Annotated in this window: 21 protein-coding genes; 10 read left to right on the forward strand and 11 right to left on the reverse strand. The window is 35.4% G+C overall.

Going from position 1 to position 13,434, the window contains the following annotated elements:
• Positions 1 to 306: 306 nt before the first annotated feature.
• From COE49_RS01320 to COE49_RS01330, 3 genes are all read right to left on the reverse strand, one after another.
• Complete coding sequence (locus COE49_RS01320) at positions 307 to 2,448, reverse strand: LTA synthase family protein (RefSeq protein ID WP_140417470.1); 2,142 nt, start codon at positions 2,446 to 2,448, stop codon at positions 307 to 309.
• Positions 2,449 to 2,670: 222 nt separating this feature from the next.
• Positions 2,671 to 2,877 (reverse strand): hypothetical protein, encoded by a 207-nt coding sequence (locus COE49_RS01325; RefSeq protein WP_088232325.1) that lies wholly within the window; start codon positions 2,875 to 2,877, stop codon positions 2,671 to 2,673.
• Between the two features lie 38 nt (positions 2,878 to 2,915).
• Positions 2,916 to 3,212 (reverse strand): DUF3986 family protein, encoded by a 297-nt coding sequence (locus tag COE49_RS01330; protein WP_088232326.1) that lies wholly within the window; start codon positions 3,210 to 3,212, stop codon positions 2,916 to 2,918.
• Positions 3,213 to 3,332: 120 nt separating this feature from the next.
• Here COE49_RS01330 and COE49_RS01335 point away from each other — a divergent pair, with 120 nt between their 5' ends.
• Genes COE49_RS01335 through COE49_RS01345 form a run of 3 tightly spaced genes read left to right on the forward strand, consistent with a single transcriptional unit; the run spans position 3,333 to position 5,915 of the window.
• Complete coding sequence (locus tag COE49_RS01335; RefSeq protein ID WP_140417466.1) at positions 3,333 to 4,340, forward strand: ABC transporter substrate-binding protein; 1,008 nt, start codon at positions 3,333 to 3,335, stop codon at positions 4,338 to 4,340.
• A gap of 11 nt (positions 4,341 to 4,351) precedes the next feature.
• Positions 4,352 to 5,116 (forward strand): ABC transporter ATP-binding protein, encoded by a 765-nt coding sequence (locus COE49_RS01340; RefSeq protein WP_088232327.1) that lies wholly within the window; start codon positions 4,352 to 4,354, stop codon positions 5,114 to 5,116.
• Complete coding sequence (locus tag COE49_RS01345) at positions 5,109 to 5,915, forward strand: ABC transporter permease (RefSeq protein ID WP_088232328.1); 807 nt, start codon at positions 5,109 to 5,111, stop codon at positions 5,913 to 5,915. The genes COE49_RS01340 and COE49_RS01345 overlap by 8 nt, the downstream gene beginning before the upstream one ends.
• Before the next feature lie 44 nt (positions 5,916 to 5,959).
• On the opposite strand, the gene COE49_RS01350 is transcribed toward COE49_RS01345, so the two are convergent.
• Positions 5,960 to 6,190: a hypothetical protein gene (locus COE49_RS01350; protein ID WP_088232329.1), complete on the reverse strand. Its 231-nt coding sequence runs from the start codon at positions 6,188 to 6,190 to the stop codon at positions 5,960 to 5,962.
• A gap of 246 nt (positions 6,191 to 6,436) precedes the next feature.
• Positions 6,437 to 7,555 carry a hypothetical protein gene (locus COE49_RS01355; protein ID WP_098945665.1) on the reverse strand — a complete coding sequence of 373 codons (1,119 nt, stop codon included), beginning with the start codon at positions 7,553 to 7,555 and terminating at the stop codon, positions 6,437 to 6,439.
• A 93-nt stretch (positions 7,556 to 7,648) separates the two neighbouring features.
• Here COE49_RS01355 and COE49_RS01360 point away from each other — a divergent pair, with 93 nt between their 5' ends.
• Positions 7,649 to 8,323 carry an HAD family hydrolase gene (locus tag COE49_RS01360; protein WP_098945666.1) on the forward strand — a complete coding sequence of 225 codons (675 nt, stop codon included), beginning with the start codon at positions 7,649 to 7,651 and terminating at the stop codon, positions 8,321 to 8,323.
• A 41-nt stretch (positions 8,324 to 8,364) separates the two neighbouring features.
• Here COE49_RS01360 and COE49_RS01365 read toward each other — a convergent pair whose 3' ends face one another.
• From COE49_RS01365 to COE49_RS01375, 3 genes are all read right to left on the reverse strand, one after another.
• Entirely contained in the window at positions 8,365 to 8,901 is a 537-nt protein-coding gene (locus COE49_RS01365) for a DUF3267 domain-containing protein (protein WP_098945667.1), read from the reverse strand.
• A 112-nt stretch (positions 8,902 to 9,013) separates the two neighbouring features.
• On the reverse strand, positions 9,014 to 9,493 hold the full coding sequence (gene mutTA, locus COE49_RS01370) for an antimutator 8-oxo-(dGTP/GTP)ase (RefSeq protein ID WP_098252767.1): 480 nt from the start codon (positions 9,491 to 9,493) through the stop codon (positions 9,014 to 9,016).
• Between the two features lie 84 nt (positions 9,494 to 9,577).
• Positions 9,578 to 9,895 carry a hypothetical protein gene (locus COE49_RS01375; protein WP_000435821.1) on the reverse strand — a complete coding sequence of 106 codons (318 nt, stop codon included), beginning with the start codon at positions 9,893 to 9,895 and terminating at the stop codon, positions 9,578 to 9,580.
• A gap of 83 nt (positions 9,896 to 9,978) precedes the next feature.
• Here COE49_RS01375 and ytzI point away from each other — a divergent pair, with 83 nt between their 5' ends.
• From ytzI to COE49_RS01405, 5 genes are all read left to right on the forward strand, one after another.
• A complete protein-coding gene (ytzI, locus tag COE49_RS01380; RefSeq protein ID WP_140417467.1) occupies positions 9,979 to 10,128 on the forward strand; it encodes a YtzI protein in 150 nt (49 codons plus the stop codon).
• A 1-nt stretch (position 10,129) separates the two neighbouring features.
• Positions 10,130 to 10,360 (forward strand): DUF3953 domain-containing protein, encoded by a 231-nt coding sequence (locus COE49_RS01385; RefSeq protein WP_088232335.1) that lies wholly within the window; start codon positions 10,130 to 10,132, stop codon positions 10,358 to 10,360.
• A 14-nt stretch (positions 10,361 to 10,374) separates the two neighbouring features.
• Positions 10,375 to 10,605, forward strand: a complete 231-nt coding sequence (locus tag COE49_RS01390) for a YczI family protein (protein ID WP_098945668.1) — start codon at positions 10,375 to 10,377, stop codon at positions 10,603 to 10,605.
• Positions 10,606 to 10,954: 349 nt separating this feature from the next.
• Positions 10,955 to 11,194: a DUF3953 domain-containing protein gene (locus COE49_RS01400; RefSeq protein WP_098945670.1), complete on the forward strand. Its 240-nt coding sequence runs from the start codon at positions 10,955 to 10,957 to the stop codon at positions 11,192 to 11,194.
• A gap of 30 nt (positions 11,195 to 11,224) precedes the next feature.
• Entirely contained in the window at positions 11,225 to 11,464 is a 240-nt protein-coding gene (locus COE49_RS01405) for a hypothetical protein (RefSeq protein WP_088232339.1), read from the forward strand.
• Between the two features lie 244 nt (positions 11,465 to 11,708).
• Here the strand turns inward: COE49_RS01405 and luxS are convergent, their stop codons facing one another.
• Positions 11,709 to 12,182: an S-ribosylhomocysteine lyase LuxS gene (gene luxS, locus COE49_RS01410; RefSeq protein ID WP_098945671.1), complete on the reverse strand. Its 474-nt coding sequence runs from the start codon at positions 12,180 to 12,182 to the stop codon at positions 11,709 to 11,711.
• Positions 12,183 to 12,310: 128 nt separating this feature from the next.
• On the opposite strand from luxS, the gene yidD reads away from it, so the two are divergent.
• Positions 12,311 to 12,547 (forward strand): membrane protein insertion efficiency factor YidD, encoded by a 237-nt coding sequence (yidD, locus tag COE49_RS01415; RefSeq protein ID WP_000809334.1) that lies wholly within the window; start codon positions 12,311 to 12,313, stop codon positions 12,545 to 12,547.
• Here the strand turns inward: yidD and COE49_RS01420 are convergent.
• Positions 12,544 to 13,107 (reverse strand): beta-class carbonic anhydrase, encoded by a 564-nt coding sequence (locus COE49_RS01420; RefSeq protein WP_088232341.1) that lies wholly within the window; start codon positions 13,105 to 13,107, stop codon positions 12,544 to 12,546. The two genes, yidD and COE49_RS01420, sit on opposite strands and share 4 nt — an antisense overlap.
• 141 nt (positions 13,108 to 13,248) lie before the next feature.
• Positions 13,249 to 13,434, reverse strand: a 186-nt coding sequence (locus COE49_RS01425; protein ID WP_141556602.1) for a zinc ribbon domain-containing protein, incomplete at its 5' end; no start/stop codon positions are given.

Genomic DNA, 13,434 nt, shown 5'->3' on the forward strand with positions numbered 1-13,434 from the left:
TTTAGACTTTTTTAATGTACTCCTTATTTTAATTGATTTTTCTGATAATTAAAACTATATATGGAAAGTACTTTCAAAAAATCAAACTTTTAACTGGAAATTAGATAGGTTTACTATAGCTCTTTAATCAATAATTTCAAAAGAGGTGATAATTCACACATTTCTCACAAATCAATAAATAATACGATTACATTTTCATATATACTAAAGGCACAGGTAATACTCCCTAAACCCAGCTTGTCTGTTTACCCCGTTAAATCCTATAAAAAAGAACTTGTACTATGGTACAAGTTCTTTTTGTTTCCTCTATTTAAAGAGCGTTTCTTTACTATACTGCTTCCCAGCGAGCAAATCATATTGGATCATTTTATACTGCTCTAACATGTCTTCTTGTTTCTTTGTTAAATGTATCTCTTCTCCATCTTTATTAACCTTTAATTCATCTCTAAGCACCGGTATTTCTTTGTGCATTTCTGATAAAAATTGATAGTACGGTGATTTATTTAATCCTGCATAATCAAAAACAAGATTAGAAAAATAAATTGGACTTACTAAACCTAAATTGTCATTTGGCAAATCAAAATTTGCATACATTAGCAATGGTGTTTCTGCCATAGCTAATCTTTCACTTACAGTTTCTTCATTCTCTATATATCCTGCTTCTTTATAAATAGACTTATTAGTCCCTAACAAAGGCAAATGGTCTCCAAAGAAAACTACTAAAGTAGGTCTTTCTAGATTATCTAGCTGCTCTATTAAATATTGCAGCGCTTCATCCGACAATCTTACGCCTTCCGTATATGCTTCTAATTCCGCCTTCGATTCCTCTTCTGTTAATCCACTAATCTCTATTTTATTTTCACCAAACATATTTTCCTTATATGGAAAATGATTTTGCATCGTCACCGCATGAATAAACGTCGGTTGTTTTCTCTTATTTAATTCATCTATTATTTCTTTACTCATAGATAAATCACCAATATTGTCTCCAACTACTTCTGTGTTTTTCATCGTGTCTTCTGCATTAAAATGATCAAATCCCAATGTTTTATATACATCGTCTCTTTTATAAAACGATCGATTGAAAGCATGAATGGCACTTGCGTAGTACCCTTGTTTTTTCAATTCGCTTGCAATAGATGGAATTTCTTTCTGACTCGGAATGGCTTGTTGATATGGTATAGAACCAGGCATTAAGAGACTCATCGAGTAACCTGTTAATGCTTCAAATTCTGTATTCGCTGTATTTCCTCCAAATGTAGGGGATATCGTTTGTCCCCCTGGAAAATTCTCTATATAATGATGTAAATTCGGCACTGGATCTTCGCTAAATGAAAGATTCGTTAATTTTGTCGGATCCCAAAAAGCTTCACTCATAATAAATATAATATTCGGCTTCTCTACCTTTTTTTGTTCTCCTGTATTACCGCCATATGTTTTCTCTATATCCGTTGCAATACGCTGCATATTTTCCTTTGAATATCCCTGTGGTTCTTCGATGACTGTCGTATCTAAGTTACTTAAAAAACCTATAACAAAACCATTCACCTGATAATTTGTAGTTTGATTCCACGCACGAATGTCTACCCCACCTTTTTGAAACCAATTATTCATAAAGGTATTAGGATAATTACTATATGCATACACCATAAACGCAGATCCGCATACTAAAATAATCCTTATAATAATATGAGATTTTATAATTGGAATATACTTCCGTATATACATAACTATAAATATAATCAACCCAATACCAACTATTACGAGAAACATATTCCAAAAACTGAAAGATTCCATAACCATCGGTATAACGGAATCCATATGAGCAATCTGTGTGAAATCAGACGGATAAAACGGATCTCCTCTAAACATAATCTTAAAATAGTTCACAAGCACAAAAATAAGTAAGACTACACTAGTTATCGTTGTACTTAAGAAAATTCTTCCAAGCAAACTATACACAAAAATATATACCATATAAATAAACAATAGACTTAACATATACTGTCCATGTTGTAAATAAACCCACGTATTTACTAAAAGAAGGTTCATATCTTCCTGTATCATGATATACATCCAGTTCATTGTATGTGCAATTAAAAATAATACGATGTAAACTCGAATAGCTGGCCTAAGCCTATGGCTAATGCCTTTATGTAAATGAATGGCGTATAACAGTACTCCCCACAAAACAATAATGAGTATACTGAGTTGTATTTTCCCATCCAAAAATCCTTTCATTCTCTCGAATTCGAAAGAACTTAGCATGACAAAAAACAACGTTTCTAAACAAATTGCCCACATTCCACTAAGAATGATTGAAATTAATAAGTTCTTTTTCGGTTGCTGAGCCGAAAAACTAAAATGAAATTCATCTCTTCTTCGTCGTTGTGTTAAAACATTAAAATGCAATTTATTCCCTCTTTCCTTTACCCCTTCGCCTCGCATCAGCAAACATATTGTCCTATACAAAATACCATATTTGTATGCAGTTCGTCTCACCTTGTGTTTGTATGCTACACATGTACCCTTAATTTCCCCTTAGAAATAACACTTTTTCTTCTCTAAATTCTACTAACATAAATGAACTATACTTCATACAAATATTGCTATAAGAAAAGAACCCGTCCACTGACAGGTTCTTTTTCATTCTAACAGACATTTGTGCATTCATTTTATGAAAGAATATACCGATACTTTCCATATAATACATACGAGTACTATACATACAAAATCAAAAAAATATAATCTCGGCCCTTTTTTCATCGTCATATCTAACCACATATGAACCCACTTTACTTCCTTGTATTTATGAATATTTTTCTTTGCAAATTGGTAACTAAGAAATTGCATCATGAAAAATCCAACTATAAACATGAACAATAGAGTGAGAAAATCACTCGCGAAATTCCTACCTATTTTTGCAGCGCTTTTTCAACGATATGGTTCTTCAAAACCCACTCCTCAAACTGTGCACTTCCAAATTCCCAGCTTAAATCACGAGCATGTACAGAAAAAACGTAATAACCGGCATATTCGTCCATAAACCTACCTGTCTCTACCTCGTTGTTCTGAATACCATATACCCCAAAATTAAAATACACATCCCATACGTCTTCATGCTTCCTCTTATAAGCGATCGATTCCATATCACATTCTGTTCCAAAATAATCAAGATGTAAATGTACGCTATCATCGTATTCGTACTCCATTTTATCACCCCTTATATGTGTACTTCTTTATCACCCAAAAAATTCCTGCTATCTACACTCACATATGGGCACTTACCTACATATCATGCTTGTAGATTGACTTCTAGGAGGTGTCATATAGTGAAAAAATTAATAGCTATGTTTTGCATCATGTTGTTAGCTGTTTTTACATTCGCTGCTTGTAGTAGCACAAAAGACAATAAGAAAGAACAAACTCAAAACATTCGCGTTGGCGAAGTTACCCATTCTCTCTTCTATGCCCCGTTATATGTCGGGATTGAAAAAGGATTTTTTAAAGATGAAGGATTAAATATTGACCTACAAACAACAGCTGGTGGAGATAAAACGATGACTGCCCTATTATCTGGCGGTATTGATGTTGCTCTTGTCGGTTCTGAAACATCTATTTACGTTCATCAACAAGGAGCAAAAGATCCTGTCATTAACTTCGCACAGCTCACACAAACAGATGGAACATTTTTAGTTTCCCGAAAAAAATTAGATTCTTTTAATTGGAATGACGTAAAAGGTGTTACGTTTTTAGGACAGCGTAAAGGCGGCATGCCGCAAATGGTTGGAGAATATGTTTTAAAGAAAAATGGCATCGATCCTCATAAAGATACGAACTTAATTCAAAATATCGAGTTTGCTAATATTGCAAATGCCTTCTCATCTGGTACAGGGGAGTTCGTGCAGCTCTTTGAACCAACTGCAAGTATACTCGAAAAAGAAGGAAAAGGTTATATCGTCGCTTCGTTCGGAAATGAATCTGGTACTGTCCCTTATACAACGTTCATGGCAAAAGAAAGTTTCTTAAAGAAAGATAAAGCTGCTGCTGAAAAGTTCACACGTGCACTCTATAAAGCACAGCAATGGGTTGATACACATAGTCCAGAAGAAATTGCTGATGCCGTTTCTCCACTCTTTAAAGACACTTCAAAAGACATTTCAGTGAAAGTAATTGAGCGTTATAAAAAGCAACATTCTTATGCGACAAATCCGCTATTAGATGCTGAAGAATGGAAACAGCTCCAAACGATTATGAAAGATGCTGGCGAATTACAAAAAGAAGTCCCACATGAAGCGCTCGTCAATACGAAAATTGCCGAAAGCGTTATTAAGAAATAGAGGCGAAGTGTATGAGTTTTTTACAAATACGTAACGTTTCTCATTGCTTTTTCGCAAAAGAGAATGCCAAACTGATTCTCGAAGATATGAGCTTACAAGTGGAAGAAGGGGAATTTATTTCTATACTCGGTCCAAGTGGTTGCGGGAAAACGACGCTTCTCTCGATTATCGCAGGGCTACTTAATCCAATTGAAGGTATCGTCTTTTTAGATGGTGAACCGATTACAACGAAAACCCCATCTATGGGATATATGCTTCAGCAAGACTACTTGTTTCCTTGGAAAACAATTGAAGAAAACATTATGCTTGGGCTCCATATTCGCAAAATTTATGATGAACAGACGAAAGAACATACTTTACAGCTTTTGAAACAAGTCGGTCTGCATGATGTAGAAGCGCAATATCCTCGTGAATTATCCGGTGGTATGCGTCAACGCGCCGCCCTCGTTCGTACGTTAGCAACTGATCCGAAGATTTTATTGTTAGATGAACCATTTTCCGCTCTCGATTATCAAACGAAGTTGAAACTAGAGGATCTCGTCTTCACATTACTACGTAACTATAAAAAAACGTCACTCCTTGTAACACATGATATTGAAGAAGCAATCGCGATGAGTGACCGCATTTATTTACTTCAAGCGAACCCTGGAAAAATTGCAAAAACATTTATCGTCCCGGAAAGTATTCGTTCCTTATCACCGTTAGAAGCACGCCACCACTACGACTTCCCAGCCCTTTTTCAAGATATATGGAAGGAGCTGGAACGCCTTGGATAATATAAAACAACTGCATGAACAGTTTCGGAAAAAAGAACGCAGGCGCGCATGGTTAGCACGCTCTTTGCAGCTTTTACTGCTCATTCTTTTCTTTGCACTATGGGAAATAGCTAGTAAAAAAGAATGGATTGATCCTTTACTATTTAGCTCTCCTTCAAGTATTTGGGATCTCTTCCTTAATAAATGGAGTGACGGTTCTCTTTGGATTCACATATGGACGACATTACTTGAAACGGGAATAGGTTTCATTCTCGGAACAGTACTCGGGGCTATCATCGCAACTTTCCTTTGGTGGATACCACTTCTAGCCCGCGTACTTGATCCCTATCTCGTCGTCTTAAACGCAATGCCCAAAGTAGCACTTGGCCCTATTATCATTGTTATTTTCGGTCCAAATATTTCATCGTCTATTGCAATGGGCGTAATCATTTCCATCATTATTACCATCCTCGTTATTTACAGTGCATTTCAAGAAGTCGATTCTAACTATATAAAAGTGATGGACACATTTGGCGCAAATAAATGGCAATGTTATAAGCAAGTTATACTCCCCTCATCGTTCCCTGCCATTATTTCAACGCTAAAAGTAAACGTTGGATTGTCATGGGTCGGTGTTATTTTCGGTGAGCTTCTCGTGTCCAAACAAGGACTTGGCTATTTAATTAGCTACGGATTCCAGGTCTTTAACTTCACACTCGTCTTACTGAGTGTACTACTCACATGTGTCCTCGCAACACTGATGTATGTATTTGTCGAGGCATTTGAAAAACTTCTAATTGGAAAACGCAAAAAAAGCTGACTTAAAGCGATACACTAGAGTCAGCTTCTTTCCTCTTTCTTTTATCATTTATCACACATCTTTGTTTCATTTGTAACATTTCCATTTGCAACCGTAACTGTATGGAAACAATCTTTCACACGTACTGTAACGACATTATCTTGTCGATCTATCACATGATAATCATTGAACTTTTTATTTAATGCACTACGAATTTGCTCCCCTTCAAAAATCGGAAAACTGTGAGACATTACCCAAATGAGACTGAGACCAGCAACAGCAAGAATCGTTTTCATACGTTTCATTACCTCCTCGAGAGTAAACTTATAGCCCCTACAACACGCGCATTATAATTGTGTCTAAATTGTGACGTTTTTATACTAATTCTATTTTTTAGTGCCAGTTCCTTCTTCCTTCTCAATAAAAAGACAGAATTTTCAATTTTATTAACAAAAGAAAAAACGCAAAGATTTGGACGTCTTCGCGTTTTCGTTTCATCACTCATACATATATCGAGCATATAACTTGCATTAGTATCTACTTTATTGTTCTATCGTTTTTGAAACATCGTATAATCCCGATAATACTTCTGCTCTCATTTTGACAAGCTCAGGGAATTGATAGAAGAAGGCAATTTTCTTATACTTTAACGCTGTTCCTTCTTTCACTTCTTTTGAATCCTGTAAAATAAACGCTGTAAATGTATCTGCGATATCTTCTGCTACATTTGTTGTTCCGTATTCGGACACAAACTCATCTTGTCTCTCCTTGAAAAATTGCATTTGAGCTTCTTCACTTTCTTCCACTTTCTTCTCTGTCCACTCTTGCTCAATTTGTTTCCAGAAAGAATTATGAAATTGATTAATATAAGAACTCTCTTTCGCACATCCTTCTTGTAAGAAAAGCGATTTACATGTATTTTGGTATGATGAAATATCTTTATCTTCTTCAAAAGCCTTTAAGTACTTTTCATTAACTGGTATTTGTTTATGCCCTAATGTTAACACGTGAGCCGTCTCATGAATTAATGTTTTCATCACTTCATCGATATTTACTGCAGAATCAAGCGTATCTAAACTAAGAACCCATTCTTTCGGATATTCCATACTTGGCATAACATGGGCCACAATTCCGTCGTAACCGTCTGTCATCATATCGAACTCTTTTATATCACTGCGATATTTAGCTGGAATAAGAGTGCTATACATGTCCCATAACGATTCATGGTACCCTCTATCTTGGCGTTGTTGTAGTACCTCTTCTTTCGCTTCTTTATCTTCAGCGAATACTTTATTTAAACGTTTCCGTTCTATTTTTTCAAAATAAGGATCTACAATTTCATCACCATCAATATAATAAGAAGCTAAAAAGAAATAATTTTCATCATCGTCTTTTTTCTGCTCTGCTTTTTTCATATCGTTATTTGTAGTATGTTGCTCCGTTACATCCTCTTCTGACACTTCTGGTACTTCAAGTTCTGAAAGTCCATCTATCTTTTTATATACTTTTTGGAGCATTTTATCGCCTATTTCTGTACATTCTTCTGTCGTTTCGCACACATCTTTCTTCTCTCTTTTCAAAGTTTGCTCCGCCATATCACATCCGGCGACTAAACCAATTGAAATTATAAAACATGTTAACTTTCCATACAATTTTTTCATTTAAACCTCCGTCATTACAGCCTACAAAAATATGATAATCATTTTCTGACGAATATGCGATAATTATTTGTAAAAGCTTTGAGGAGGTTACATATGATTCATGCTGTGCTATTTGATTTAGATGGGACACTATTAGATCGACGACAATCTTTAGAGCGATTTATTCATGACCAATACAATCGCTTTTCTCTTCATTTTATGAACATTGAACAATCCGAGTATTGTTCTCGTTTTCTCGAACTCGACAACAATGGCTACACCTGGAAGGATAAAGTATATGCTACTCTCATTGGCGAATATAACATTACCACTTTAACACCAAAGCAACTGCTGCACGACTACATTACAAATTTTCAATATCATTGTATTCCTTTCCCAAACATGCATGAATTACTTCAACAATTAACAAAACAACGCATTAAAATCGGCATTATTACAAACGGCTTTACTAAATTTCAAATGAGTAATCTCAGTGCTCTGAACCTACATACGTATACAAACACCATTCTCATTTCAGAAGCTGAAGGAATGAAAAAACCACACCCTGACATTTTCAAACGAGCTTTGCAACAACTCAACGTAAAAGCAGAAGAATGTCTTTATGTTGGAGATCATCCAGAAAATGATGTACTTGGTTCTGAACAGATAGGAATTCATGGCGTTTGGAAGAAAGATTCGTTTTGGAGTGACTTTGAGCATTCACGTATGGTGGATGATTTACTGGAGGTTCTCTCGTTTTTAGGGGCAGAGATCAAAACAAACCAATAGTAAAAGGAGGCTTCGTTTCTCGAACGCCTCCTCTTCCTTTATTATTCATATACTGTAAACTGTGGTTTACTCGGATGATCTTTAACTAGCGCATCATCTGGAAACTTTGAAACTTTTTGATATAGGGCAATATCACCGATACAACCCGCTGTTAATAAAATTCCTAAAAATGAGAGTGGCTCCAGATTCATAGCTAATCCCAACACAATTGGCAAAATTCCAGTCGGTAAAAACGGTAACATTAATACTTTCTTCATTTGCTTTACTGTAATTTCTTTTTTAGAATGCGCATATGCAACACCTAATTTCCAATTGACACCCCATTTTAGTTCACTCCACGGAACACCGCCGATATAGCGAAACCCTATTAAATGTATCGCTTCATGAATACAAATGAGAGCAAGCATTGCGATAATAAAAAGAAACATAGTTGGTAACGTAATTTCAAATTGAACACCGCCTGAAAGAAGCGCATGCAAAAAACTAATTCCAAATGCCAAAACAAATATTATAAGAAATGCATAGACATTTAATTTCACCATAGAAACAGCAACAGTCGTTTCTTTTCTATTCTCCATCTTCCCCCTCCTAAAATGTAAATATATCTTTACAAAATTGTATAATATATCCAAATTGATGTAAATATATATTTACATCAATTCTTACACACAAAAAAAGAAACCGGCTACTTTACTTCGTAAAACAGCCGATTTCTTCTATATGTTTCATCGTACGCGCTAGTACATCGTCGCGCATAATAAAGCTAAATTTTCTATCCGTTTTAATGTTGTCAGGAATGTCTGTTAATAAAACAGATCCCTTCGTTTCTTCGTAATGCGTATGTGCTTCTACCGCACTAATTGTTGCAAAATAAATGTTTTTAATGATTATTTTGTCTTTTCCAGATACTTTATATTGTCCTAAGTAAGTTAAATCAGAAACGATGCCGCCAGTTTCTTCATGAACTTCTCGAACCGCCGCTTCTTCCGGTGTTTCCCCAAGTTCCACCTTACCACCTGGAAATTCAAGACCGCGACGTAAGTGATGCGTTAATAACCATTGATCCCCGTACCGGCATACAACCCAAACATGCCTTGGCTCAGGAGAAAATGGATAACGTTCAAACGATAATTGTACAGTGTTGTGGTAATAATCTTTAAATTTGTACATGCCATTACTCCCCTATTGATGGTTACAAGTTTTTCCTACCACAAATTGTAGCATATTCTCGCTTTTCTGCATAATATTATCCAATTATAATCCATTGATTATTCCCATTTGCGCGACTAATTCTTTCGTCTCATGATTTCCTAAATCGTAAATCATTTTATATGCTTTTTGTAGTTGTTCATCATATCGGTCATTATTTGAATCGTGATGATACTCAACAAATGGAACGTGGGAGCGTACAAATGAACCTAAATCCTCTACATATGCTTGATCGAAGTACTCTCTCAACTCCGTAATCTCCTCATCACTCGCGGAAATCTCAAAATTATACGTATCCGCCGTCTTCACTTGTGAAATTTGACCGTTTCCTATTGATATATAATATGTTTTTTTCTGTTCCATGTAACGCCCTTCTTTCATCCTTTTAATTTCTATTGTTTTCAGCAATTACAAAATTATGTAAAATAAAGAAAAGGAGGGATTTTATGTTCAAAATATTAATTATCGGGATTATCATCGTCCTAGTCATACTAGTACTCTCCGTCATGACGATTAATAAAGGCTATGCCTACAAACATTCCGTTGATAAACCAGAAGATAATCCTTATGCAAAAAAGAATAAGGAGAATTCATAATATGCTTCGTGTACTTCGCGTCGTACTTGCGCTCACTGTGATTATTATGTCAGCAATCGGTCTATATACAGGTCAAAATAACTTTCTACCACTTTCACAATTTCTATTAGGAGTTTTAATGTTCCTCATTGCAATGGAACAAATAAAAAAGAAGGATACAGGAACAGGAGTTATTTGCATTGCTGCTGGTGCTTTCATTTGGATTGTTCTCCTCATTAGCTACATAAAATAGAAGGAGGTTCCTTTATGTTAAAAGGAGTTCGAATCACTTTTTCACTTATTGCTTTATCAATAGCCATTTATAGTTTTATCAGCGGCAACAGAGACATTATGCCTTACCTGTTCATTTTCTTAGGGTTAATGGCATTTACTATAGGTATAGAAGAAATAAAAAAAGACCAAAAATCTAGCGGTACATTTGCTTTCATGGCTGGAACTGGTGCTTTATTTCTTAGTTTGTCAGAACGATTCCGGTAAATAATCTATTTAAAGGATGTTGTAAAATGTTAATTGGCTTACGGATTGTTTTAGGACTTCTCACGCTTCTCACAATCTCGCTTTGCACTTATTCTCTTATTACTGATAATTTCATATTTACCCCATACATACAATTTGCTCTCAGCTGTTCCTTTATTCTTCTAGGGATTAACGAACTGAAATCCGGACGAAAATCAATGAGCATTCCTTTTTTTTCTATTTCTATTCTTATAGTCTTCGTTCTCATATCAAACTACTTTCGCTACGTATAGAATGAAACCTTGAGCAATTTAGCATTTACAAGTACGGAATAAAATAGAGGATAATTTTGAAAAAAGGGGAGATTTGTATGCTAAAAACATTACGCATTATATCGGCTCTTATCGTTATCTCTCTCTCTCTCGCTCTCTATGGAACATTTACAAAACCTCTTGTGACAATGTCCTATATGCTGATTGCCTTATCAATTATGGCCTTTCTCATAAGCGCAGAAGAAAAACAGAAACAAAAGAAAGTAAACAGTACACTCTCCCTCTTTTCTGGCGTATTCACTTTAATCGTTGCTATTATAATTATTATCTCCAGGTAACTAACTCTTTCTATATTAAGGGGGGCTAAAATGCACATAAGACAAATACAACTCATCATCGTTTTTATTACTTTAATTCTATGTTTATACAGCTTATTTACAATGAACTTTCAAATCTTTTCACCTATCATTTTGTTCCTCTTTAGCTTATATGGCATTTTAGTAGGAGTTGAGACGATTCAAAAGCAGCAAAAACAAATTGGAGCTATTAGCATCGGTTTAAGTCTTTTTACGATTGTTTTTGTTATTCCATTTATACTGTTCTTTTAAAGGTGGATTACATATAAAAAACATTCGAATTATAATCGCCACTATTGCTCTTTCTCTCGCTCTATTTAGCTTCTTCACATTATTCGATTCATATTATTGTCAACATTTGTCGGTAAGTCGATATTCCGTGTCGAAACGTTGATATATTTCAAGTTGTGTTCGATATATTTGAAAAATCGTCGATATAATTTCATTTATCATCGTGCTACAAAAAAAACTGCCCTTTCACAGGCAGTTTTTCTACTTATCCAAATACTTTCTCAAGTTCATCTTTATCTTGGCTTAACCAGAATTTCATTAAGCGTTTTGCTCCTTCTAAGTCGTGAAGCTTCGCTTGGCCGCATTGTGTTTCATTTGCAGCTGGAATTTCTGTAATTTGAACCGCATCTTTTAATGTTAGTTCTAATAAATCAATGATTTCTCGAACTGTCGGTGTTCCGCTTACTACAAGATAGTATCCTGTTTGGCAGCCCATCGGTGAAATATCGATAATATCGAAGTGCGGATAACGATCAATATATTTACGTAAATTAAATGCTAATAAATGTTCTAACGTATGAATAACATCTGGCTTCATTGCTTGTTTATTCGGTTGGCAAAAACGAATATCGAATTTATTTACAATACCGTCACTACCTACATTGTGAACTCCGCAATGTCTTACATAAGGTGCCTTTACAATCGTATGATCTAATTCAAAGCTTTCTACTGATGGCATACAACATCTCTCCCGCTTTTAATTTAATTCCGTTATATCCAATATGATATAACGGAAATCGACATTAGTAAAGTAATATGTACAGTCGTGCTATAATACTTTAAGACTATGCTGAAAAGGAGACCGTTATGAAACAGATTTTTATTGGCATTATACGCTTTTATCAAAAGTTCATTTCTCCGATGACACCACCAACGTGCCGCTTTTATCCGACTTGTTCTCATTACGGATTAGAGGCGTTTCAAAAACACGGTGCCCTCAAAGGTTTTTGGCTTACTTGTAAGCGTATATTAAAATGTCACCCTTTCCACCCGGGAGGATTTGATCCTGTCCCAGATAAAAAGGATGACAAAGTAAATTCTTAATTGTCGTAACCATTCACAACTAAATCTAATTTTCCTGTGTCAGGATCTATAACAAGACCGTGAACAGGTACTTCTTCTGGAAGTAATGGGTGGTTACGAAGTACTGATACGCTATGTTCTACACTTTCTTCTACACTAGAGAAGCCGCGCAGGAATTTTTCTAAATCGATTCCTGAGTAACGAAGTGTATCTAATTTCTCTTCTGTTATACCGCGTTCTTTCATCTTCTCAATCGTACTGCTTGCTTGAATTTTTGCCATACCACAATCGTGGTGACCAACTACACAAACTTCATCAGCACCAAGTTCGTACACAGCAACTAAAATACTACGCATAATACTTCCAAACGGATGTGAAATAACAGCGCCTGCTACTTTAATAATTTTCACATCACCGTTACGCATATTCATCGCTTTCGGTAATAATTCAACAAGACGAGTGTCCATACAAGAAATAATTACCATTTTTTTGTTTGGGAATTTCCCTGTTTCATACTCTTCGTATTTTTTCTCTTCAACGAATTTTTCATTGTATTGTAAAATCTCTTCTAATGACTTCATAGTAAAGGACCGATACGATAAACTTAACTAAATCTATACAATTCAATCAAATTTATACAAGTTAGTGCTTCACCGTGTTCTCGCAACCCCAAAGGGACGAGGGGTTGCGAGAACACGAGGCAGTATCGTTACCTCCTATTATCAAGCATTTAACTTTACCCATCTTGATAAATTTATCGACGCATTTACATCCCTATCGTGATAACTATTGCATGAAGCACAACACCACTCACGTATTTTTAAACTCCACTGTCCTTCTGGTTGAACTGAATGGTCGTATTTTACGCCGCAACATGAACAAATCTTGCTTGAGGCGAACCATTTATC

Origin of the sequence: Bacillus sp. AFS029637 (assembly GCF_002584985.1) — a bacterium.
Classification (GTDB): Bacteria; Bacillota; Bacilli; order Bacillales; family Bacillaceae_G; genus Bacillus_A.